The 21771-nt window shown below is 49.9% G+C and carries 23 protein-coding genes and 3 tRNA genes; 3 read left to right on the top strand and 23 right to left on the bottom strand.

The genetic code is table 11. From position 1 onward, the window contains the following. Window positions 1–190 precede the first annotated feature (190 nt). Both ACOBQJ_RS07770 and ACOBQJ_RS07775 read right to left on the bottom strand, forming a co-directional pair. The gene (locus tag ACOBQJ_RS07770) at window positions 191–487 is read right to left on the bottom strand and encodes a hypothetical protein (RefSeq protein ID WP_421071181.1); all 297 of its coding nucleotides are present in this window, start codon (window positions 485–487) and stop codon (window positions 191–193) included. A gap of 71 nt (window positions 488–558) precedes the next feature. After that, window positions 559–1086 carry a hypothetical protein gene (locus ACOBQJ_RS07775; protein WP_421071182.1) on the bottom strand — a complete coding sequence of 176 codons (528 nt, stop codon included), beginning with the start codon at window positions 1084–1086 and terminating at the stop codon, window positions 559–561. Between the two features lie 288 nt (window positions 1087–1374). On the opposite strand from ACOBQJ_RS07775, the gene ACOBQJ_RS07780 reads away from it, so the two are divergent. Beyond that, on the top strand, window positions 1375–2418 hold the full coding sequence (locus tag ACOBQJ_RS07780; RefSeq protein ID WP_421071183.1) for a DUF3231 family protein: 1044 nt from the start codon (window positions 1375–1377) through the stop codon (window positions 2416–2418). A gap of 335 nt (window positions 2419–2753) precedes the next feature. Here the strand turns inward: ACOBQJ_RS07780 and ACOBQJ_RS07785 are convergent, their stop codons facing one another. The 14 genes from ACOBQJ_RS07785 to ACOBQJ_RS07850 all read right to left on the bottom strand — a co-directional run bounded on the left by ACOBQJ_RS07785 (window position 2754) and on the right by ACOBQJ_RS07850 (window position 14427). Next, window positions 2754–3101: a hypothetical protein gene (locus ACOBQJ_RS07785; RefSeq protein ID WP_421071184.1), complete on the bottom strand. Its 348-nt coding sequence runs from the start codon at window positions 3099–3101 to the stop codon at window positions 2754–2756. Window positions 3102–3650: 549 nt separating this feature from the next. Then, a tRNA-Arg gene (locus ACOBQJ_RS07790) sits at window positions 3651–3727 on the bottom strand. Window positions 3728–3732: 5 nt separating this feature from the next. Continuing rightward, a tRNA-Gly gene (locus ACOBQJ_RS07795) sits at window positions 3733–3806 on the bottom strand. Between the two features lie 107 nt (window positions 3807–3913). Continuing rightward, complete coding sequence (locus ACOBQJ_RS07800) at window positions 3914–4384, bottom strand: metallophosphoesterase family protein (protein WP_421071388.1); 471 nt, start codon at window positions 4382–4384, stop codon at window positions 3914–3916. 6 nt (window positions 4385–4390) lie between these two features. Continuing rightward, window positions 4391–5008 (bottom strand): XTP/dITP diphosphatase, encoded by a 618-nt coding sequence (locus tag ACOBQJ_RS07805; RefSeq protein ID WP_421071185.1) that lies wholly within the window; start codon window positions 5006–5008, stop codon window positions 4391–4393. Window positions 5009–5014: 6 nt separating this feature from the next. Further along, window positions 5015–5755 carry a ribonuclease PH gene (rph, locus tag ACOBQJ_RS07810; protein ID WP_421071186.1) on the bottom strand — a complete coding sequence of 247 codons (741 nt, stop codon included), beginning with the start codon at window positions 5753–5755 and terminating at the stop codon, window positions 5015–5017. A gap of 25 nt (window positions 5756–5780) precedes the next feature. Next, a complete protein-coding gene (locus tag ACOBQJ_RS07815) occupies window positions 5781–6551 on the bottom strand; it encodes an MBL fold metallo-hydrolase (RefSeq protein WP_421071187.1) in 771 nt (256 codons plus the stop codon). A gap of 14 nt (window positions 6552–6565) precedes the next feature. Further along, on the bottom strand, window positions 6566–7333 hold the full coding sequence (locus tag ACOBQJ_RS07820) for an acyl-CoA dehydratase activase (RefSeq protein WP_421071188.1): 768 nt from the start codon (window positions 7331–7333) through the stop codon (window positions 6566–6568). A 6-nt stretch (window positions 7334–7339) separates the two neighbouring features. Next, entirely contained in the window at window positions 7340–8317 is a 978-nt protein-coding gene (locus tag ACOBQJ_RS07825; RefSeq protein WP_421071189.1) for a 2-hydroxyacyl-CoA dehydratase family protein, read from the bottom strand. A gap of 285 nt (window positions 8318–8602) precedes the next feature. After that, complete coding sequence (locus tag ACOBQJ_RS07830; RefSeq protein WP_421071190.1) at window positions 8603–10324, bottom strand: N-acetylmuramoyl-L-alanine amidase; 1722 nt, start codon at window positions 10322–10324, stop codon at window positions 8603–8605. Window positions 10325–10703: 379 nt separating this feature from the next. Beyond that, window positions 10704–12065 carry an APC family permease gene (locus ACOBQJ_RS07835; protein WP_421071191.1) on the bottom strand — a complete coding sequence of 454 codons (1362 nt, stop codon included), beginning with the start codon at window positions 12063–12065 and terminating at the stop codon, window positions 10704–10706. Window positions 12066–12067: 2 nt separating this feature from the next. Continuing rightward, window positions 12068–12421 carry an SCP2 sterol-binding domain-containing protein gene (locus tag ACOBQJ_RS07840; RefSeq protein ID WP_421071192.1) on the bottom strand — a complete coding sequence of 118 codons (354 nt, stop codon included), beginning with the start codon at window positions 12419–12421 and terminating at the stop codon, window positions 12068–12070. Window positions 12422–12487: 66 nt separating this feature from the next. Beyond that, the gene (locus ACOBQJ_RS07845) at window positions 12488–13405 is read right to left on the bottom strand and encodes a quinate 5-dehydrogenase (RefSeq protein WP_421071193.1); all 918 of its coding nucleotides are present in this window, start codon (window positions 13403–13405) and stop codon (window positions 12488–12490) included. A 305-nt stretch (window positions 13406–13710) separates the two neighbouring features. Beyond that, window positions 13711–14427 (bottom strand): hypothetical protein, encoded by a 717-nt coding sequence (locus ACOBQJ_RS07850; RefSeq protein WP_421071194.1) that lies wholly within the window; start codon window positions 14425–14427, stop codon window positions 13711–13713. 234 nt (window positions 14428–14661) lie between these two features. Between ACOBQJ_RS07850 and ACOBQJ_RS07855 the strand changes: the two genes are divergently transcribed. Next, entirely contained in the window at window positions 14662–15048 is a 387-nt protein-coding gene (locus tag ACOBQJ_RS07855; RefSeq protein WP_421071195.1) for a cupin domain-containing protein, read from the top strand. Between the two features lie 46 nt (window positions 15049–15094). Here the strand turns inward: ACOBQJ_RS07855 and ACOBQJ_RS07860 are convergent, their stop codons facing one another. Next, window positions 15095–15868 carry a hypothetical protein gene (locus ACOBQJ_RS07860; RefSeq protein ID WP_421071196.1) on the bottom strand — a complete coding sequence of 258 codons (774 nt, stop codon included), beginning with the start codon at window positions 15866–15868 and terminating at the stop codon, window positions 15095–15097. 228 nt (window positions 15869–16096) lie between these two features. On the opposite strand from ACOBQJ_RS07860, the gene ACOBQJ_RS07865 reads away from it, so the two are divergent. Then, window positions 16097–16873 (top strand): PilZ domain-containing protein, encoded by a 777-nt coding sequence (locus ACOBQJ_RS07865; RefSeq protein ID WP_421071197.1) that lies wholly within the window; start codon window positions 16097–16099, stop codon window positions 16871–16873. 116 nt (window positions 16874–16989) lie between these two features. Here the strand turns inward: ACOBQJ_RS07865 and ACOBQJ_RS07870 are convergent. The 6 genes from ACOBQJ_RS07870 to ACOBQJ_RS07895 form a co-directional block, all read right to left on the bottom strand. After that, window positions 16990–17064: transfer RNA gene (locus ACOBQJ_RS07870), tRNA-Arg, on the bottom strand. A gap of 103 nt (window positions 17065–17167) precedes the next feature. Further along, window positions 17168–18109 (bottom strand): L-lactate dehydrogenase, encoded by a 942-nt coding sequence (locus ACOBQJ_RS07875; RefSeq protein ID WP_421071198.1) that lies wholly within the window; start codon window positions 18107–18109, stop codon window positions 17168–17170. A 149-nt stretch (window positions 18110–18258) separates the two neighbouring features. Then, complete coding sequence (locus tag ACOBQJ_RS07880; RefSeq protein WP_421071199.1) at window positions 18259–19092, bottom strand: ABC transporter permease subunit; 834 nt, start codon at window positions 19090–19092, stop codon at window positions 18259–18261. Continuing rightward, window positions 19080–20000 (bottom strand): ABC transporter ATP-binding protein, encoded by a 921-nt coding sequence (locus ACOBQJ_RS07885; RefSeq protein WP_421071200.1) that lies wholly within the window; start codon window positions 19998–20000, stop codon window positions 19080–19082. The genes ACOBQJ_RS07880 and ACOBQJ_RS07885 overlap by 13 nt, the downstream gene beginning before the upstream one ends. A gap of 19 nt (window positions 20001–20019) precedes the next feature. Then, on the bottom strand, window positions 20020–21162 hold the full coding sequence (locus ACOBQJ_RS07890) for an anti-sigma factor family protein (RefSeq protein ID WP_421071201.1): 1143 nt from the start codon (window positions 21160–21162) through the stop codon (window positions 20020–20022). Further along, window positions 21149–21688, bottom strand: coding sequence for an RNA polymerase sigma factor SigX (locus ACOBQJ_RS07895; RefSeq protein ID WP_421071202.1), 540 nt, complete (start codon window positions 21686–21688; stop codon window positions 21149–21151). The genes ACOBQJ_RS07890 and ACOBQJ_RS07895 overlap by 14 nt, the downstream gene beginning before the upstream one ends. Between the last annotated feature and the right edge of the window lie 83 nt (window positions 21689–21771).

Genomic DNA, 21771 nt, shown 5'->3' on the forward strand with positions numbered 1-21771 from the left:
TCATCATTTTAACAGAAAGCAGAAGGGTGTTGCTTTGCTTAAGCATTGAATCCCACCCGCATAGCGGGCGGTTTTTTGTTCTCCTGGCTAAAACCATGCCAGGAGAACTTACTGAAGTATAATAAATGAATAAGACGCCTAATGGCGTCTCAATAAAGAAAGTCAATTTGGTCTGGCGGCAGTAATGATGTCAACTATTATTTTTCTTCTGCAGACACAAATCATTGGTATTATCCGGACCGATACTTACAATGTTTTCTAAATTAATCTTTACGGTGTCTCCGACTTCATAAAACGGCAAGAAGGCCGCGGGCCCGGCGTTACCCGGTATCAGAAAAAGGGGTTCTGTGAGAGTCAGAAGGATAAATGGGTTGCAATCTACTTTTACTTCATTTCTAAGGATACTGCCTGTCAGAACCAGGTTATCTGACGTTATTACCGTCACGTTGCCAATACAGATTTTATTTAAATCAGACATGTTAATCATAATTTCTAACTCCTTCATATTTATTATAGTTTTACAGATTTCATTTTCAAAAAGAATCGAGTGGTTAAGGATTAGCCAGCGTTGTTAAATACATGAGACGGACCGATAGTTTCAATATTGTTCACACCTATTTTCACTGTATCCCCTGGAACATAAAACGGTTGAATCTGAGCCGGGTCACCGCTGCCGGGTTGCGCCAGCAGGGGAGCAGTGAGTGTAAGAGTGAGAAAATCTATTTCGTCTTTACGTTTAGAGCAGTCGTCAGTGTCTGCATCATTTACAAGGCGCCCTGTGAATACAAGGTTATTATTCGTAATAATCGTTACATTGCCAACACAGAAAAAATGCTTCTTCCAGTCTTTAAACCCGTCCTTCTTGTCATCTTTGTCATGATCTTTGCCGTGGTCCTTATCATTTTTTTTGTCGTCATCTTTGTCGTGGTCTTTGTCGAATTCTTTGTCGAGTTTCTTTTCGATATCCTTAATCTCCTTTTTAATCTCCTTAAGCCCGAATTTAGGGTCATCCAGTATGTCTTCAATTGCTTTGATATCACTCTTAATATCTCTGAGCGTATCTAAAATATTTTTTTCTTGATACATAAATAACATCCTCCCTGATTAAACAATATATTACTTCTCAAAATTACTATATGTTGGAAATTTATTTTTGCTACTCCTTGTAAATAAAAATGGTACGGACAAAAGTAAAACTATCCACAACCACACCTTGGTACCCATGCGGTTTGCATCAGAGGCAACGGGTTGCCAGGCCGGTTTGGATAGCCATGCCCACACCATTATCATAACAAGCCAGGGCTGCAATGGTTCCACATATAAATATAAATAGCGGATAAGCTAATAAAAAAATACAGTCGGAGGAAGTATTTGATGGACCAAACATATAACGAACTGGTAAAAACTGCTCCACCGGTGACCCACAACGCCCCACTAACATCTTCTGAGATCGGCAACCTGTCACGGACCTACGTGAACTACAGCATGCTGGGCTTGATAATGAAATTTTTCCTGCAGCATGTCCAGGATGTGGATATCCGAAGTGTAATAGAAGACACATTGAGCCTTTCTGAAGACCGGGTAAGGATATCGGCTGATTTCCTAAGCCGGGACGGGCGTCCGGTTCCATATGGTTTTACGGAACAGGATGTTGACTTAAAGGCCCCTGCCTTATTTGCTGATGTTTTTTACCTGCATTATGTAGGCAATATGATAAAGCTCGGTCTAAACATAAGCAGCATGGCTTTGACCATGGCCGCCAGGCTTGATGTCATAGACATTTACCATAAGGCAATAGACACAACAATGGATCTGTGGGAGAAAGCTGTCAGAATTATGCTTGAGAAAGGGGTCTACACAAGGCCGCCTTTCATTACTACGACCGATCAAGTTGAGTTTGTTAAAAGTAAGGATTTTTTGGCCGGTCACCGACCACTTTTGGCCATTGAAATAGAGCAGCTGTACTTTGGCATTATCACCAATGAGGTAGGCCGGACATTATTGACTGGCTTTCACCAGGTTGTCAGGTCGAAGGAAGCCCGTAAATACATAAAAAAAGGGTTGGACTTCTCTAGCCGTATTATAGATGAATTCAGTACGATTATGCGGTCTAACGGAATTACATCACCCATGCACTGGGATGCTTATTCCACGGTTACCAATTCCACCACCCCGCCTTTTTCCGACAAGATGATGATGTTCCATGTTTTAATGATGAATGCGGCCGGTATAGCAAACTACGCCATCTCCTTGGCCTCCAGCCCACGGCGGGACCTGGCCTCGGTATACGGCCGGCTGATCGCCAAGACAGCAGATTTTGCTAATGACGGTTTCAAAATCATGATAGAAAACGGCTGGTTGGAGGAGCCGCCCAGTTATATTGATCGCACAGAGTTAAGAAACACGGCAAAACATTAATGAGGGGCCAAATTGTTATATTCCAACCTAAAAAAATAAGCCCCCATGAGGAGGGCACTTAAAAACAAGGAAACGGGGTCAGGCTTGAATTATTCACTTATTAATTGTCTGATTATACAAGTGAACAATCTGTCGCAGGGGGCCTTATATATATGGTAAGGGATAACAGACACCCATGCCGCTAAAACGGTCCATCAAGATATGAAAATTCTTGTTTTCAGGATAAATCAAGATAAAAAATAGCCTGCTTGGAGGGGCTTGGAGTAAGGTATTGCGAATAATAATTCAATAATTCAAGCCTGACCCCCTCTATATTTATTTTTGTATTGGTCCAATTATCGGGCCGGGTTCAAATATAGCTCCGAAACAATGGCCGGGGGAAAAACCCGGTCCAAAGACAGGTCCGAAACATGGTCCTGGCGGAAAGAAACCGGGTCCAAAAAATGGACCGAAACACTGCCCGGGCGGAAAGAAGCCTGGTCCGAAAAATGGCCCGAAACATTGCCCGGGCGGGATGAAAATAGCTCCAAAACATGGGCCAAAACCAGGCCCAAAACCGTGGCCGAAACCTGGTCCAAAACCTGGTCCAAAACCTGGTCCAAAACCTGGTCCAAATACAGGCCGTTGCGGCGCGTTTGCTGAAACCCCTGGAGAGTATCCGGGCATTTCCTGGGAATGAACATTTTCAGTTCTCATCTGTCCCCTAAAAATATCATGTTCTGAAATATATCCGCAATACATTGAAATCACCCTTTTTTACCATTATATGGACTGAGTTATTATATGCTACTATGGCTAGTTATTTTTTCCAGGTTAGCATTGCTCGGGTAGCATTGCTCGGGGTCAGGCTTGAATTATTCACTTATTAATTGTCTGATTATACAAGTGAACAATCTGTCGCAGGGGGCCTTATATATATGGTAAGGGATAACAGACACCCATGCCGCTAAAACGGTCCATCAAGATATGAAAATTCTTGTTTTCAGGATAAATCAAGATAAAAAATAGCCTGCTTGGAGGGGCTTGGAGTAAGGTATTGCGAATAATAATTCAATAATTCAAGCCTGACCCCCTCTATACTGACCGAAGCGAGTTAAGAAACACGGCAAAACATTAAATAAGGGGCCGAATGTTGTCTTCCCACTCAATAAAAATAAGCCCCCCATGAGGAGGGCACTAAAGACAATGGCAAGTTAATTCCAACTGTGGAATACTTGCCATCAAAACTTTTCTGGCGTCCCAGGCAGGATTCGAACCTGCGACCTACGGATTAGAAGTCCGTTGCTCTATCCAGCTGAGCTACTGGGACAAATATGGAGCGGGTGAAGGGAATCGAACCCTCGTAATCGGCTTGGAAGGCCGACGCTCTACCATTGAGCTACACCCGCTTAAAATAATGCCGTCTTTTTTTAAAGCAATTAATATTATAACTAAAAATACGCGCGGCGTCAAAATATTTTAAATCGTCATGTAATCCTTTTTATGCCTTTTTATGCTAGTAGTGCACGATGGAAGGCACTATACCACCTTCGCCGATCTCAAGGATGCCGTAGCTGGGGCGGTCTTGATCCCTAGGCCTGGAAATGCTGCCCGGGTTAAAAAACAGGATTCCGTCCATTTTAACGCTCTGCGGCATGTGGGTATGGCCGAAGATCACAGCCTCGGCCTCATACTCCCTCGCCTTTTTCAGGAGGTTGCCCATGCGGTCGATACCGTTTAAATGGCCGTGGGTCATCAGGACACGGTGGCCGGCCAGGTCGAACAGCTCTTCTTCAGGCCCCCCGGCTTCCCCGTCACAGTTACCCTGGACCGCTTTTACCGGCAGAGAAAACTCATCTGCCAGGGCCAGTGCGTCCCGGTAAAAGTCGCCGGCATGCAGTATTAAATCCACCTGGCCGGCCCCCTTGAGCACCTTGCGGGCATAATCTATCTGGCCGTGGCTGTCGCTGAAAACAATTACCCGCAGGTTGGATCACTCCTCTTCCTCGTCCGCCATCATTATTTTAAGATCTGAAATGATGTCCAGCGCTCCGGTCAGAGCCCGGGCCCGGTGGCTGATTTTATTTTTTATTTCCAGGCCGAGCTCGGCAAAGGTTTTTCCGTACTCCGGCAGATAAAACAGGGGGTCATAGCCAAACCCTTCTTCACCCCGCGGCTTCTCGGCGATAACGCCCTCACAGACGCCTTCGGTAGTATATACAAAGCATTCGGTCGTGGCAACAGCCATAACACATTTAAAGCGGGCTGTGCGCTCCTCCGCCGGCACGCCTTTTAGAAGTTCCAGCAGCTTCTTGTTGTTTTCGCTGTCATTTTTGTCCTCTCCGGCAAAGCGGGCTGAATAAACACCCGGCAGCCCATCCAGGTAATCCACCTCCAGGCCGGAGTCGTCGGCCAGGGCCATCAGCCCGGTAAACATGCAGGCTTCAGAAGCTTTGATTATTGCATTGTCCTTGAATGTCTCCCCGCTCTCTTCAATTTCCGGGAAATCCGGAAATTCATTTAACGAGACAACCTCGATATCGTGCGGCGCCAGAAACTGTGCCACCTCTTTTACTTTGTTCTCATTTTTAGTTGCCAGGACCAATTTCAATTCGGATTACCCCCCAATGGTTGATGCTATATCCCCCAGCGCTTCTTTTTGAAAAGAGATCAGGTCACTTATACCCTGGGCAGCGAGATCAACCATGGAGTTCATTTCCTGCCTGGTAAAAGACGCTTCCTCACCTGTTCCCTGCACTTCCACAAAGCGCCCGGAACCTGTCATAACTATGTTCATATCTACTTCCGCGGCTGAATCCTCTTCGTAACAAAGGTCAAGTATTATCTCCCCGCCAAGCCGCCCCACACTGGTAGCCGCGATAAAATCTTTAATGGGCATGCGGCTTATAGCCCCCTGTTCTTTCAGCTTGTTCAGGGCGTCAGCCAAGGCGACGAAAGCGCCTGTTATTGAAGCGGTGCGGGTCCCGCCATCGGCCTGGATAACATCACAGTCGAGCCAGACGGTGCGCTCACCCAGGGCAGTCAGGTCGACCACCGCCCGCAACGAGCGCCCGATCAGGCGCTGGATCTCAAAAGTGCGGCCGCCGATCTTGCCCCTGGCGGCTTCTCTTTGGGTCCGCACGCCGGTGGCGCGGGGCAGCATCCCGTATTCCGCGGTGACCCAGCCCTTGCCCTCTCCTTTTAAGAACTGTGGCGGCCTGTCTTCCACCGAGGCGGTGCAGATTACCTTGGTATCTCCCACTTCTATTAAAACCGAACCTTCGGCGTGCCTGGTATAATTCCTGGTTATCCGGATTGGCCGCAGGTCAGCCGGCTGTCTCCCGTCCACTCTTTGCATTTGCTGTCTCCTCTCTTAATTTCCTTTAAACCAGGTACGTTTCTCCTTCTCTTGCCAGTTCAACAGTTTTTTTGAAGGCCTGCTCCGCCTGCCTGCCCAGCAAGGCAGGGTCGTATTCCGGCCAGAAATGGGTCAGTAAAAGCCTCTTGACCCCCGCGTCCCTGGCCAGCTCACCGGCCTGCCCGGCAGTCAGGTGGATATCCCGCATGGCCTCGGCGTCACTGTCCAGCCCGCTGGCCTCACAGAGGAAAAGGCCCGCGTTTTGGGCCAGGTATTCGATAGCTCTGGTACGGGTGGTATCGCTGGAAAAAACCAGCCCGCCGGGTTCGCCGGCGGCAACTGAATATCCCGGCAGGGGGTGTTTGATGGGCGCAAAGCGAAAACTCAATCCTCCAATGGTAAGGCTGTAGACCTCAAAACCCTCATCGTGAGGCTCCCGGGGCAGGCTTTCAATGGGCTTTGTAATGAAAGCCTTGTTATACCCGGCCAGGAGGTTGTAATCTACCGCTGGCTCGCCGGGGAGAAAGAGTTTCAAAGGCTCACCGCGGCTGCCGTCGCGCCTGGCTCCTTCTATCGCGTAGCGGAGCACAAAGAGATCCGAGTAATGGTCATGGTGCAGGTGGGTGACGATAACAGCGTCAAGGCTGCGAAAGTCAATAATGTTCATCAGCCTGCTCAGGCTGCCGTTTCCGGCCTCCAGAAGAATATTTAAGCCGGCGTCCTGGAGCAGGTAGCCCGAACATGCTCCTGCCGCCCTGGGATAAGGGGCCCAGCAGCCCAGTACAGTCAGTTTCACAGGTTTTCCTCCCCTTAAGGTTTTAACAGGTTTCCAGCATCAACGCAGCACCCCACCGCGCCGGCATAGTCCGGGTTTTCGGGAACGATCACCGAGGCGCCGGTCTCCTCCCTTATAATCTGCCTCAGGGCCTCATTATATGCCACACCGCCGGTGAAAATAATAGTCTTGCTGCGCAGTTTGGCCAGCATCGGCATAATGCGCCTGAAGATACTGTGGTTGACGCCGGCGGCCAGGTCGGAAACGGAATAACCTTCCGCTATTTTGCCGATCAGCTCGCTTTCACCAAAGACGGCGCAGGTAGAGGTCAGCTCAGCCGGGTTCCGGCAGTAACGGGACAGTTCTTCCAGGCTGATACTCAGGGCGGCGGCCATGTTTTCCAGGTAGCGCCCGGTACTCGCGGCGCACTTGTCATTGGTCAGAAAATCGGCGATCCGCCCCTTCCTGACCAGGGCGACCTTGCTGTCCTGGCCACCCAGGTCCAGCAGGGTAAATTCGGTCAACCCGGTCTGGTATACTGCTCCCAGCACATGCGCTTTGATCTCCGGGATAATTCCGGCCCCTTGCACCGGCACGGCCTGCCGCCCGTAACCGGTTGCTGTCACGGCAGCACCGGCCGGCAGTGCCAGGTTATTAATGTTTATCATAAAACGGCCGTTTTCAATTTTCCCGTATTCACGGTAAAACTTCATCGTGTCGTACTTTTGCAGGTCCAGCGACCGGTCTTCTTTCATAACGGCGATCTTGGTACTGCGGCTTCCGAGGTCGAGTCCTACAAACACCTATCGTCACCTCAACATATCCAGAAAAACATCCAAACGCATCCTGGTGCGGGCGTCCAGCCTGTTGGGCACGTCCCCTTCCAGGGTCAGCACCGGCAATTCAAGCCGGTCCCTAATAATCAGGTCTTCGATCTGCCGAAAGCAAAAACTCTGGGCATAGTGGATGATCCCGTCCAGTTTCCTCCTCGCGATTTCCCGCCGGATGTCCTCCAGGCGAAAAAAAATACCGTAAGGGTAGGTATAAAGGCGGTATTGTTCCACCAGGTCAGCGGTCCTGCAGGGCATGGTAAACTGCCTCTGGGTTTCGTTGAACACCACCCGCGCTCCCCGCTCTTCCAGGTACTGATACAGATCTCCCATAATCGGCGGAACGCCGATGTAACCCAGGCGTATTTCACCTGTCCTGGGCTTGGCCGACCTTGCCTGATCAAGGCATTGTTCTACCTCTTGGGCGAATTTTTCCGGGCTGCCGATAAAATCACTGCAGCTTACCTGGTAGTAATGGTTCTCCCAGCCGCCGACCAGGTCTTCTTCCCAGGTCAGGCGGTCCAGTTCCCACGCCCTGCTCCTGACGCGGTCCAGCCGTTCCTTTTCGGCCAGTACCTGATCCCAGGTTACATCAAAATATCCCATCATTTTTTCCACCTGCAGGCGGAGCAGGTCGTAATCACGGTCGTACGGAAAGGCGAATGGGATGACCTCTAAACCAGCCAGCTGCAGGGTTTCCATCAGGGCGTGGGTATTGCTGCAGTCGCCCTGGGTGACCGCTATAATATGCCGGATCTCGCTATGTTTCAAAGCAGTGCTGTAAATGCCCTTGATCCAGGCGCACAGGTTGCGGGGATAGCCGGCCATTTCAGCCTCTTCCACCAGTGACCGGGGGTTTTCATCTGAAATAAAGACGTTGTTTAAATCCACGGGTACCCAGCCGGCGGCGTAGATGACTTCCACCGGCACGGTGGTAGTAATGCCTGCTTTTGCCAATCCATCATCTCTCCCGGGTCTATTTTACTCCAATATACAAGGTGTCAGACAAGCGCGTTTCTCCTGTTATTATTCCCGCACACTGCGAAAAGTTGCTTGCGGAAACTTTCTACAAATCATGCAACCTGCGCTGAAAGATAACCCTGACATGGTTAACAGCTGATAATGCCTGATCTGGCAATTATTTTTATATTCCCCGGATTGACAAGGGTTCCTGCTTTTTTGCGGCAAAAAAAATCCCGGCTGCCGTGACAGCCGGGACCTGTTTCGATATTATACCTAATTTTACGCATTCCTTTTTTCAGAGAAGTAAATGCCTATACCTTTCACGATAGCTTCAGCGGAACTGTTCTTAAAACCATCTGTATTCATGTACTTTTCTTCAGGGATGTTGGATATGAATGCCAACTCGCACAAAACCGCCGGCATGCTGGAAGTCCTCAGCACCACGAAGTCTGCATATTTTACTCCAATATTGCGCAGCCCCAGGACCTTAACCAGCTCGCTCTGGATATACCTGGCCAGCCTGTCGCTTTCCTGCACCCTGGCAGTTTTGGCGCCTGAATGAACGTAAGTGCTGGTGCCGCCCAGCGCGGCATTTTCGTTGGCGTTAATGTGGATGCTGACGAAAAGGTTCGCCTTGGCGGAATTAGCCTTGCTTGTCCTCTGATACAGCCCGACTTCCGATTCGCCGGTCCGGGTCATGATCACTTTTGCGCCTTTGGCCTCCAGGAGCTTGGCCACCCTTTTGGCAATATCCAGGGTGATATCTTTTTCCTTGGTGCCCAGTTTCCCGGTGGCGCCGGGGTCAGGATTTCCGTGACCGGCGTCGATTGCTATGATCTTACCCGCATAAGAACCTTGAATATCAGGAATATAGGTCTCTACAGTCAGGGTTTTACGGTCGCCGGAAACTGAAACGTCATACTGGGCCCCGCCTTTCAGGTCAAAAACAACCCGTGTAACATCGGGGTTCTTTTGAAAATGACCGGTCCGGACCTGGCTTACTGTCTTAGAATTGACATTGGTGGCCGCCGGCAGGTCTCCCGGTACGATTCCTTTCAAGTCAACAACCAGGCGGTCAGGATTCGCTAAAAATGATTGGGTGTAGTCAAACGGTGCGCTTGAAGTTATGACGGTGCTGGTCTTATCACCCGCGCCGCTAGCCTTCAGGGAAAGCCCCCTGGCAGCCTGGCTGCCGGTATTGCCGCTGTTGCCCTGCGTCGCTCCCCCGCTGCCGCCCTGGCCTGACGGCGGGTTTGCCGGGGCTGTCTGCATGCTCAGCAGCCACCCTGCCACCCATCCGCTGCTGCCGTTTGGCAGCGTTACACGGTACCAGTCACCGGACTGCTCCAGGACCGGCAGGCTGTTCCCCTGGAAAACCTGCCCGACCACACTGTTCGTTGTCCCCGGGCCGCCCCTTACGTTGACGATACTGCCTGTGACCACGGCATTTCTGGCGCCCGTTGTGTCTGACCTGCTGGGCGTAGTGGACGGAGAGTTGACGACAGATACAAGCCACCCGGCAATCCATCCCGACCCGCCGGGATTAACGCTGACATTGTACCAGTCACCCGAACTGCCGAGTATGGGGAGGCTGCTGCCGTAACCAACCTGCGTTACGATATTATACCCGGTGCCGGGGCCGCTCCTGATATTCACGGAACTGCCGTTTACCTTGGCGGTCCGGCTAACGTTTTGGGGTGCCTGCGCCTGGGATTTTTCAATGCTAACCAGCCATCCGGCCAACCATCCTTTTTGGCCTGTGGCCAGGCTTACACAATACCAGTCGCCGGATTTCTCCAGGACCGAAAGACGGTCGCCCGCTCCTGCCTGTGTTATTACGCTGTAGCCAGTGCCAGGACCTGCCCGGATATTTAGTATATCTGTTGACACAACTGCAGTGTCTGCAAAAGCACTGTTGGCAGATGACATCAGGACTCCAAGGAACAGGGCCATAGCCAGCATAAGCAAGAAAATGCTGGGTACTCGGTATCTTAAGTGCATTCTCAACCCCCCTCCGTCCTTTGACGGATTAATACTTAAGAAACTTAAGCTTTAATTTTCTACAAGATACCCGACAATTCCTCTTATTTCATTAAAAAGTATCGCAGGAAAAATGTTGAATTGGTTTAAATACCAGGTGTTAATAATCCTGCCAGGTGCAATGTTTGTATTATTTTGTAGAATTGTCCCTTTTTCAGTTAGACGGCCAGTAATGCCAAATGGTTCCCCGTTTTTACCTGCAAAACAATGGTTTTATTGAAAAAAATATGGAGGCTTAGCGATTGGGTTTTACTAAAGGATGGTCTATTATATATATCGGTAATATACCAGGTAAATAAAGAGGCTTTCCGGGGGAAAGGCAATAAAAAAGAGGGCTCTCTTATTTGCCCTCCTCGCTTCCGGCGGCGGCCCGCCCAGGACGCCGCCTGGCGGCCGGCCTGCGGGCTTCGTGTTTCTTTTTGAGGCGGGGCACGGCTGTTTTAACATAAGCCAGTACCACCACAAAACAGCCTGCCATGTACAACAGCGCCGTCAAATCTGACGCCAGGACAGCGACTGCCAGCAGGGTGAAAACAAGGGCGGTTACAACCGGGACCAGGTAGCCGCCCTTGATCAGGTAAGGGCGTTCTTTTTCCGGCTCCCTGCGGCGCAGGCTGATCACAGCCAGCCCTGCCATTGTGTATACTATGGACTCCATGGCGGCGGCCAGCCCCACCAGCACCTGGTAGTTTTCGGTCAAAAGAGTCAGCGCGGCCGCAATCAGACCTATAAAAAAGAGAGTGATGATGGACACCCAAGGGGTAAAATATCGCATGCTGACCTTACTGAAAACAGACGGCAGGACATGCTCCCTGGCAGAGGCGTACATGAATCGGGAAACGCTGATAATGCCGGCGTTAAATGTTTTCATGGATGTGGCCAGGATAACCACTATCATCAGGGAGGCGCCGAAATCACCCAGGACTGTCCGGGCGAATACCAACTGGGGAGCCGGTGTGGCCAGCAGGACTTCCTTTGGCACCACGGCGGTCATGGCCGTGGTAAATATGGCGTAAACCACGCTCAGGATACCCAGCGCGATCATCATGCCCCTGTAGATCTGTTTGACCTGGGTAACCTCTTCCACCAGCGGCGTCACCCACTCAAACCCCACAAAAAGAAACACTCCCAGGGCAACCGCGTTAATTATCCCCGCCGCACCCCCGGGTGACAGGGGAGCGTTTAGTTTAAAGCCCGCCTTATACAGCGCGAAAAGGCCGATGAATATAATCACGGCGATCAGGCCGTAGGTAACCACGTCCTGGAACACCCCGGCCATTTTGAGCCCCCTTAGGTTCATTACGGTCACCAGCAGGAGCATCACCACGATCCAGATGTAGGGCGGTATGGAGGGGATGGCCTCATTCAGTACCCTGGAAATGATATAGCTTTCCACACCCACCACACCGACTACCACGATAAGCATATACAACAGGGACACAACCAGGGATACCTGGTCGTTGAAGGCCCGGCTGAAATAAAGGCGAATACCCGCGGCGGTGGGCAACTGGCCGTTCAGCTCGGAAAAACAGGCCGCCGCCAGAAAGCAGAGCGCCCCCCCGATTAAGATGGCAATCCAGGCGGTGTCACCCAGAACATAATTGGCCACCATCACAGCCGCCACAAAAGACGAACTGGCCAATGTCAGGCCAGCGCTGGTAGCAACAACTGTACGCAGGGTGAGGACCCTTTTAAGCTGCAACTTTATTCACCCCAGATCATCAGGCAGATAAAGTCAAGCCTGGTAATATCGTCTTCCGTGCCGATAATGCGCAGCGTACCGTTATTATACGGCTCTATCGGAGTTACGTCGCCGTAAAAGATATCAGTCAGCGTTTCGCTGTCGGAAATCACGGTTAAATCCGGGTCGGCGGTTAATCCTTCTTTAAGTGTGAGGAAACCGTTTTTTATAGTCCAGGTATGAACTGATTCGGTATCGGTGGCTTTTACGACCACCACCCGGTTCCAGTCTTTGTTCATTAACCTTAAACGGTCGTTTTTATTGAAGTTTTCCGTAAAGTCCTGCAGGCTTTCATTTATCTCGGCATGCGTGGCCATTTTTACCCTCCTTGGCAAGTCCGTCGTATTATATTAATGGGAACCCGTCAGCATAAACATATCCGCTTAAACACTTAGCTTTACAATACGCGGGCGGAAATCCAGCCTGTGCAGAAGATCCAGGTAGTCCTGCGCCGTGATCTGCTCCAGCTTTTTATTGAATATAGCCACCAGGGCGGCCTCCATGACGTTGGTGCCGAAAGATCTCCCCTCGTATTCCGGCGTGGTGGTCACCAGGGTGCCCACCCCCTTTTCTTTCAGGAACTCGACGTCGGCGCTGGTGGTGGTATTGGTTAAAATGGTCTGCCCGCTCATGCCCGCGGGCATAAACCGCCTGATCAGGTGGAAGTCTCCCGCGATAACATCCGCGTCGTGATAGTAGCGGGCGAATTTCTGAACCTTGGCCTCGTCCTGGCTTTCTTGCTTTTTGCCGGTTGGATAGATCATGTGAAAGGGCATTTTTGTTATTTCCGGCAACAGCCGGCCCGCTATTTCTTCAAGTTCGTCCATGGTCTTAATCGCATAGGGGATGCCCGCCGTGAATATAAGGTCGCCAAATGTCATGTCACAGCCTATTTCAGACAGCGCCTCGGCCATGCCGAAGCGGTCCACTGAACTGACCATCATGACGCGTGTGCCCGCTTTGAGCAGGTCTGTTTCCCTTGCCAGGATCTTGACCACTTCCCTCTCAAGGGTGTTTTTCAGTCCGCTGCCGTCCACCACGGGCGTTACTTTGACTGACTCCATCAGCTTCAAGCCGTCCTGGATGGCGTAACGTTTCTGTTTGACAAAAAGATAAACGTCGATGCCTCCCAGCCCGATGGCGTCAACCTTGCCGTCCAGTTCCCCCAGCAGTTCAAGCGCCCGGTTAAAATCGCCGTCTGTGCCCATGCGGGCAATTTCCACTTTTTCACCCAGCAGTTCTGTAATTACCTTATGGTCACGCCTGGAAGAGCCCAGGCTGACGCTGACCACCCTTTTCAAAAAAAAACCTCCACTCCAAGAGCAGCCTTATGCGAAGGCTGCTTCGTTTACCATTGTATCCAGAAAAAGCTAGAATTAAAAGTCCTATACTGCAAGGCCAAACCCTAGCAGATGATCTATTTTGTTCGACACAGTATTGGTATTATCCTCCTGAAGGGTCTGCCCGGAGCAAAAAAACCGCCCTGTCCACCGCTGAACAGGGCGAACCTGGGGTCAGGCTTGAATTGTTGAATTACTCGTTTATTTAGTAATCAAACAATAAAAACAATGCATAAGTAAATATCTCAAGCCTGACCCCTTTTATTTTATTCCTTAATTTCGGGAGAGGCATCCGGGTCAAAAGGATTGGTCCTCACGGCGAGCGAATAAAGATATGGGTAGTCGCTTTTTAAATGGCTCATATAAGACAGCCACTCGGTTAACAGCAGCGTGTAAGCTCTTTTTATGTCATTTGAAATGTGGTTGTAGTCGGCATTATGCAGGCCTGTTAAGCTTTTCCTGTGGGCAAGCTCGTCGTTTAAGTGAAACACCGCCCATAAAAGATCGGTGAATGTCTCATGTTCCAGTAGGTTTGGATTTTCCAGCAGGCGCAGCAGAAAGTCCCTTTTTTCGCCCAGAAATACCTTTAAATCAGTTAGATCTCCCGCCCTGCTTTCAATCTTGTAATCATAGTTTTTGACTATATTAACAGCGTTATCGTATTCACGCCTGGTCCATCCGCTGTTGAAGTCTAAATCCCCGCCGGACTGGAGGCTGTTCGTATTATACGGAGTCAGCAGCTTCAATAAAACGGTGCCGACTTCGCTGTAAAAAACCCCTATTACCATGTTGAGTTTCTTCAGCATTAACCGTTTATCTCTCGCGCTTATTATGCCTTCAATGATAAAAGTAACGATTAAAATATTAATAGGCAGGAAAGCGGCGGACAAAAGAAACCATGTCATAATGCTGTGGACGTCCGTATATATGACATAATAAAGAAGATATAAAAAACCGGAGAGCGTTATTAAGGATACTGACAAAATCAGGCGCCACCTGGAGCTGCTCATAATACCACTTCTCTTAAAGGTAATTTTATGAATTATTATACCTGGAATGCTATTTCTGATACTTGAGTAATATAACCGCTACCTCTTATTAAAGATCACATTTTAAGAATTATAACAAGAACTGCTGGTTTATGAGAATACTTAAAAACGTATATGTGTTATAATTTATTAAAAGCAATGTTTAAAAATGCATGGGGGGTTAGAGTTATGAATGAAACTGTCAATGGGCTGAGCGAAGGGAAAATTGTTTACACTGATAAAGAATTTAATGTGCCGGAGCTTGAATGGAACCCGCATCCAAGTTTCACGGGTGTCTTTTTGAAACACCTGGTAAAGGGGGATTCGTCTGACGGCAAATTTAGCTGCCATTTGATCAGGATCAAAGACGGCTTTGAGATAGGCGAGCACGTTCACGACGGCAGATGGGAATTCATCAATATTGTCGGCGGCACGGGAAAAGGCGAAATAGCCGGCAAAGAGTTCGTCTGTGAGCTCGGCGTTTCCATGGTTGTACCCGAAAATGTGAAACACCGGATTGTAGCCGGCAGCGGAGATGTTTACCTGCTGGCAAAATTCATCCCGGCGCTCATATAAAGCACACACGTTAAGCACACGGTTCTCGTGTGCTTTTTTTATTTCCTTAATTGCCATACCCGGTTTGTGTTTGTATTTCGCCGCCCACAACCGGCGAGGCATTCTCATCGAACGGGTTCACCCTCATGGCGAAGGAGAAAAGATACGGGTAGTTTTTCTTCAAATACTGCATATACCCGAGCCATTGGATAACCAGGTTGCTGTATACTCTGTTGACGTCGCCGGTCAGGTGCCGGATGTCCGACTCGGGCAGGTTTGTAAATTCTTTTCTGCGGCTTAATTCATCTATCAGGTGTGATACAGCGCGCAGCAGTTCTGTAAAGGACCCATGCTCCAATAAAGCCGGGTTTTCTAATAACCTTAATATAAAATCCCTTTTGCTCTGCAGCCAGGCATGCATCATGGCAAAGTCAATTTTACCAGCGTCAGTTTTATAATGATGGGAGTTGAGGATTTCTTTTACAGAATTGAATTTTTCATCGGACCAGTTGTCACCCACCAGGAGGTTGCCTTTAATTTTACTGATGCCGGAGTCGTAATCTGAAAAGTATGTCAGCAGCTGAGTGCCGATCTCACTGAAAAACATACCAATAACCATGTTTATCTTTTCCAGCCTGTCGCGCTGCGCCCTTATAGAAAGCAGCTTATTGATGACCAGGGTGACAAACAGTACGTTAATAGGCAGAAATCCAAGGGCGTTAAACACAAACATATAGGTATTCAGAGCGTCCCCCAGGATTAAATATTTAACCAGATAAATAATCACGGATGATATTACGAGGACTACTCCAAGCTTTGTCTCCCAACTGATGGGTTTCAAAATATTCCACCCCTTATCATATATCAGCCTAAAATTTTTAACTTTTAAGCTTCCACAGCTGACTTCATTATCCTCTTCCTTTCTAATATTTTTTGATAACTTTAATCATGTATTCTTTTTATATTATCAATTTGGTTAATTGATCATTCCAATTATTTTTTGCTATAATGGGAAAAATCATTTAGTGCGCCAGCCGCTGGAAAAGTATAAAGAAAACAGGTATAACTTATGGCAAAAAAATTAAACAAGCTAATCTTAATAATTACTATGTTGCTTTCTTTACTCACATTGATGAGTACTGCCGCTTTCTGTGCTTCTGATAATCCGGTAAAGAATTTTACTGATTCTGTCAAAGATGCTTTTAGCGGCCAGGCGGCCGCCGGCCAGAGCTACCTCGGGCCTTTCATCGCTGTGACCGCGGTCCTGCTGGCAGTGATCGCATTCCTGCTCAGGAACCAGGCCAGGTTAATAAAAAACAAGTCAGTTATATGGCATATAAACTTAAATGAACCTGACGGATCGGGCAGACAGCGGAGAGCATGGTTCAGGCTCCCGGTAAATCAATATTTTTTGTACGCACAGGACAACAGCGACTTTTATGAAAGGACAAAAGCCATAAACATCAGCGGCGGGGGACTTTTATTCGCCACTAATGAAAAACCAAACCTGGATGAAAAATTAAAAATCTATATTAATGTCGCCCCAGGTAAAAAACTTATCCTTAACGGTAAGGTAGCCTGGATTTCGGAAAATCCTGAAGAGAACCAGGGCAACAGGTTTTTAGTGGGAATAGAGTTTATAGATATCAAGGCCGGTGAGCGTGACAGCATCGTTGGCAAAATTCTGGAGAAACAACAAGCGCTTATCGTTGAAAGCAAAAGGAAGGCCAACCATGAATGCCTCACATGCGGACTGCCGCTGCCGGATGATGACCGGCGCGCGGATCAATCTCAGTGTTCCAAATGCGGGGCGCCCGCGGAAAAAATGGAAGTCCATTCAGCCTGATATAACATGAATAGAAGAGGCAGACCAGAAGCTTAAAAAAGCGGTCTGCCTTATTATTTTGCAGAAATGAAACAAAAAAAGCCTTAATTTTTTTCAAGGCTTTTTCAGATACTAGCTGGTGCGCCTGGCAGGAATCGAACCTGCGCACCCGGCTCCGGAGGCCGGCGCTCTATCCCCTGAGCTACAGGCGCGTTTATTTTATTCTGGCAGGGTTACTACTCTATTATATCTAAATCAGTTATTATTGCAAGGGTGTTTATCAGTCAGATTATTGCAATACTACAAAAACGCCTATTATAGATTTAATTCTGCTATTGCAGCTTTTAATATATCTGAAGACCTGCGCAAGGCCTCCTCTTCAACGTTTGACAAAGGCAGTTCCAGCGGCTTTCCCCGTCCTTCCGAGCTGATCACGGAGGGCAGGCTGAGGCAGCAGCCGCTGATCCCGTACTGTCCTTCAATCAGCCCGCTGACACTGAGCAGGCTGTTTTCATCCCTTAAAATGCTTTCACAAATGCGCTTTATGGCCAGGCTGACAGCGTAATAGGACGCTCCCTTCCTGGAAATGATTTCGTATGCCGCGTTTCTGACCTGGCTGTCCACCTCCTGGCGGTTTACCGGTGGAATACCGGCCAGCTCGCAGTAACGGTCAATACCGGTGCCGGCAATATTGGCCAGGCTCCAGAGCAGCACCTCGCTGTCACCGTGCTCCCCTACAACATAAGCGTGGACATTCCTCGGAGCTACTGAGCAATGGTAGCTCAGGCGGTGACGGAAGCGGGAACTGTCCAGAACTGTCCCTGAGCTAAAAACTCTCTCCGGAGGCAGCCCTGATATTTTCAGCGCGGCGTAAGTCAGGACGTCGACCGGGTTGCTCACAATGATAAGGATGCTGTCGGCGCCTCCTAAAAGTTTGGGCAGGCTTTCCTTTAAAATGCCGTAGTTCTTAAGCAGCAGGTCCATCCTTGTCTCACCAGATTTTTGATTTGCCCCTGCTGCAAATATGATGATCGAAGCGTCGCGGCAGTCCTCAAAGTCACCGGCGTAGATCCTGATTGGCTTAATAAAAGCCGCCGCGTGCGCCAGGTCCATGGCCTCACCCTCGGCCTTGGCCTTATTAATATCGACAAGCACCAGCTCGGACGCCAGCCCGCTTACGGCCAGCGCGTAAGCAGTGGAAGCCCCCACCGCTCCCACACCCGCCACCGCTATTTTCCGCTCATCTGTTTTATGCAATTTTTGTATCCCCTTTACAATTCATCAGCCTTCACAAATACAGCACTATTATTCCCCTTTCAGATAATAAAAAGCCCCGGTATGACTAAACCAGGGCAGGCGTTTTAAGGGTTCTGGAATTACAAGGTGACAGAGAAGGTCCCCGTGTGTTAGATGTCTTTACGGGAAAAAATGGATGTGGCCATGGCCAGGAAAAATACTATATAAAAGCCAGTGTACAGCAGCATCCAGACGCTTGGCTCGGAGTAACTGCCGAAGGGGCCAAGCATCAGGTGCGACATAGAGGTGCCCGGCGCTGACAGGAGAGTAAAGACTATTTTCCTGTATATTGAATCGGCCGGCATCATCAGGCTCGAAACGATGCCTATATTGACCAGCATCTGGCTCTGGAGAAGGGTCCCGATCTGCTCGAGCATGCCCCCTACAACCCCTACGGCATAGAGCATAAAGCAGGCGATACCGTTGGCCAGGGTAGATAGGAAGGTGGTGCCAAACATGGTCACTGCCAGGAGGACTACGGGCTGCAGGCAAAAAAGAGCTATCGCCCCGGCTTTCACAGGCGCGTTCAGGCCCGTGTTATAGTGGACGATCAACAGCACGGCCGCGTGAAACAGCGATGCGAAAACAGAAAGCATCAGGCTGTACCCAATAAACTTACCCAGGATAATATCCACGCGCCTCACCGGGCTGGGTACGACAGCGTAAATGATCCCGTTTTCAATTTCACTTGATACAGAGCCGACAGCGGCCATAATGGCCAGAAATGCGATAATAAAACTCCCGAAATACAGCCCCAGGGACAGGAACATCGGCGCTATCAGCGTATTCATAAGGCCGTTGTTGTTGCTATCAGTTATGTCCTTATAGCCGTAATGGACTCCGATACCGTATAACGACAGAAAAATCACGGCCAGGACTATCGTGACCAGGAGGATGCGGCGGCGCACCACCTCCCTGAAGGTTAAAGCGGCTATGGTGAGCATTTACCCGCGCCTCCTTCTTTAACGAGGTCAACAAACAGGTCTTCCAGCGAATTTTGTCTCGTGTTAAGGCTGAACAGCCTGCCGCCGCTGTTCACAACAACTTCGGCTGCAACGGGGATATCCACGGTTTCCCTGAGGCAAAGCCTGATCAGACTGCCTTCAACTTTAACCGGACTGCCCAGGACGGAAAGCCCGTCGACCATTTTCTGTGTTATGCCTTCAACTCGCATATCGACCTCGATAGCTCCCGCCAGCAGATTTCCCATGGCGCCCTCTTTGACAATGCTCCCTTTGTTAATAATAGCTACCCGGTCACAGATCATCTCGACCTCGCTTAAAAGGTGGCTGTTTAAAAAAATGGTCTTACCCTTTTGACGCAGGTCGAGCATTATTTCCCGCACCTCGCGCCTGCCCAGGGGGTCAAGGGCGGAGGTGGGCTCGTCCAGGAAAATCAGGTCGGGATCGGGCAGCAGGGCGCAGGCAAGCCCCACCCGCTGCTGCATGCCCTTGCTGTAGGACCCTACCTTTTGTCTCCCCTTATCACCCAGGCCCACCTGTTCTAGTACCTCCGGAATGCGCCGCGCCTTTTCCTCCCGTCCCATTCCGTATAGGGAACCGTGAAAGGAGAGCAGCTCTATCCCGGTGAGCCATTCCTGATAGCGAAAATTCTCCGGCAGGAAACCTGTTTTACGCCGTACGCTACGGTCGCCCAGCGGTTTCCCCAGGATACGGGCGCTGCCGGCAGTGGGGAAAAGGAGTCCCACCAGGATCTTTACCAGGGTGCTTTTACCGGCTCCGTTGGGACCGAGAAAACCGAAGATCTGCCCTTCACCAACGGTGAGGCAGATCTCCGAGCACCCGACCTTTCTGCCGTACATTTTAGTCAGGCCATCGGTTTCAATTATCATTTGTTACCCCGTATTTTGTCTATTTCATTAAGTTTGCTATATCCAGAGCCTGCCGCTGGGTAAGGTCACCGCTGATCCCGTAAACGACGCCGTCTTTTTGCCAGATCAGGCAGGAGTCACTGCCGGCTTCAGACCCTTGCGGCGGGCTGATGAAGACGCCCTCTGCGCCTGCCACCATGACCTCCTGCGATGAGCCCTCGATATTCGGCACTATGAAGGTGTGCTGCCAGTCATTAATCGACGCCAGCTGGCTGCGCAGGTTTTCCGGCAGGAAGGGTATCGCCAGCAGCGCGTCACGGATGGCCAGCACGTCAGCGCCGGGGGCAATCAGCTCAGGGCTTCTGCCCTGCCCGATAACTATTTCACTGTTAGCCCCAGGGTATTCGGCAGTAATAAGCGCCGGCATTTTAACTGTAAAAGTCTTTCCGTTAAGTTCATCAGGCAGAAGTTTCTCACTGCCCAGTGACTGCAGGAATTTGTTTGTATTGACCGTATCAAGTGTGAAGTTCAGAGTTCCACCGGTTTCCATGTATAATTCCGGTTCGCTGTAACCGGGCAGTCCCGCGGGCAGCTTAATTTGAAAATCAACGGCCTCGCTCGCCTCTTCCATGTTAGTTTTGACTGTCTGTTGTTTGCCGGTAAACTCTAATTTGCCGAAATTATCGATATCTACCTGTCCGGCTCCCTCACGCATCGTTTTTTCAAGGCTCGCCATGTCGGCCGGAGTGATGTTTATAGTCTTCACCTTTTCGACCCTGAATATGGTCAGCAGTTCACTTGCGGCAGTACGCACTGCCCCGAAGCTGAAGCTGACAGCTATGGCTAAGACCAACATCGCGGCGGTCGCGGCGGCCCGGTATCTTGACATCATCTTTAAAACCCCTTTCCACGCAAATGCGCTTTTTTGTTTGCTTTCCTGTCTATGGACGTATTCACCTTTGAACCGGTCCCAGGCCGCTTCGGTATCAAAATTTCCCCTTCCGAGCAGCTGCATGTAGCCGGCCAGCATGCCGTTGGCAAAAGCCTGGTTCTCCTTTATCTCCTCATATTTCTCCCTGCACAGCCTGCAGACGGCAAGGTGCTCCTCTATCTCAGCTTTTTGTCCTGCTGTGACTTCCCCCTCCAGGTACGCCTGCAGGCAGCCGGTGTTATAACACACCATGATCACTTCCCCCGAGCTTTAAATATTCAGACTTGAACCTTGCGCGCGCCCGTGCCAGCAGAGTGCCGACAGAAGACTCCTTAACGCCGATAACCCGCGCTATGGCAGCGTAATCCATCCCGGAATACTTCAACAGCAGACAGGCCCGGTCCCTTTCAGGCAGAAGCTCAAGCACCCGGCGGGTAAAAGCGACCACTTCGCTCCGCAATAACTCCTCGCCCGGCTCGGGCTCCGCTGCCGCCAGGGATCTGCCGGCGTCCGCCTCCCTGCGGCGGCGGCTTTTCTCACTGTAAAGGTGGTTGTAAGCCATATTGGTGGCTACTCTCGTCAGCCACCCGCCAAGGTTGGAGTTCTCCCTGGGCGGTGCTTCGTAGAGCTTGATAAACGCTTCCTGGGCAACGTCCTCCGCGGCGGCGCGGCTGCCCAGCAGTGATGTAAGCCTGCGGCAGACAGACGGATAATGGCTTTCAAAAATCTCTTTAAAACCAGCCAGGCTGTTGTTAAAACTGATGGTAGTTAACGGCACTGCCTTAGGACCTCCATGGACAGTTTCATTTATATAACAGGGTCAAAGCTGTTTTTATGACACTTACAATAAATTATATCATA

Origin of the sequence: Pelotomaculum propionicicum, assembly GCF_048984525.1 — a bacterium.
Lineage (GTDB): Bacteria > Bacillota > Desulfotomaculia > Desulfotomaculales > Pelotomaculaceae > Syntrophopropionicum > Syntrophopropionicum propionicicum_A.

Bases quoted from the DNA above. Each gene is read 5' to 3' on its own strand.
- ACOBQJ_RS07840 (WP_421071192.1), bottom strand. From the start codon at position 12,421: ATGGCCACGCATGCCGAGATAAATGAAAGCCTGCAGGACTTTACGGAA.
- ACOBQJ_RS07855 (WP_421071195.1), top strand. From the start codon at position 14,662: ATGAATGAAACTGTCAATGGGCTGAGCGAAGGGAAAATTGTTTACACT.
- rph (WP_421071186.1), bottom strand. From the start codon at position 5,755: ATGCAAAGAGTGGACGGGAGACAGCCGGCTGACCTGCGGCCAATCCGG.
- ACOBQJ_RS07770 (WP_421071181.1), bottom strand. From the start codon at position 487: ATGATTAACATGTCTGATTTAAATAAAATCTGTATTGGCAACGTGACG.
- ACOBQJ_RS07885 (WP_421071200.1), bottom strand. From the start codon at position 20,000: ATGATAATTGAAACCGATGGCCTGACTAAAATGTACGGCAGAAAGGTC.
- ACOBQJ_RS07890 (WP_421071201.1), bottom strand. From the start codon at position 21,162: ATGGTGTGTTATAACACCGGCTGCCTGCAGGCGTACCTGGAGGGGGAA.
- ACOBQJ_RS07880 (WP_421071199.1), bottom strand. From the start codon at position 19,092: ATGCTCACCATAGCCGCTTTAACCTTCAGGGAGGTGGTGCGCCGCCGC.
- ACOBQJ_RS07865 (WP_421071197.1), top strand. From the start codon at position 16,097: ATGGCAAAAAAATTAAACAAGCTAATCTTAATAATTACTATGTTGCTT.
- ACOBQJ_RS07785 (WP_421071184.1), bottom strand. From the start codon at position 3,101: ATGTTCATTCCCAGGAAATGCCCGGATACTCTCCAGGGGTTTCAGCAA.
- ACOBQJ_RS07775 (WP_421071182.1), bottom strand. From the start codon at position 1,086: ATGTATCAAGAAAAAAATATTTTAGATACGCTCAGAGATATTAAGAGT.
- ACOBQJ_RS07780 (WP_421071183.1), top strand. From the start codon at position 1,375: ATGGACCAAACATATAACGAACTGGTAAAAACTGCTCCACCGGTGACC.
- ACOBQJ_RS07830 (WP_421071190.1), bottom strand. From the start codon at position 10,324: ATGCACTTAAGATACCGAGTACCCAGCATTTTCTTGCTTATGCTGGCT.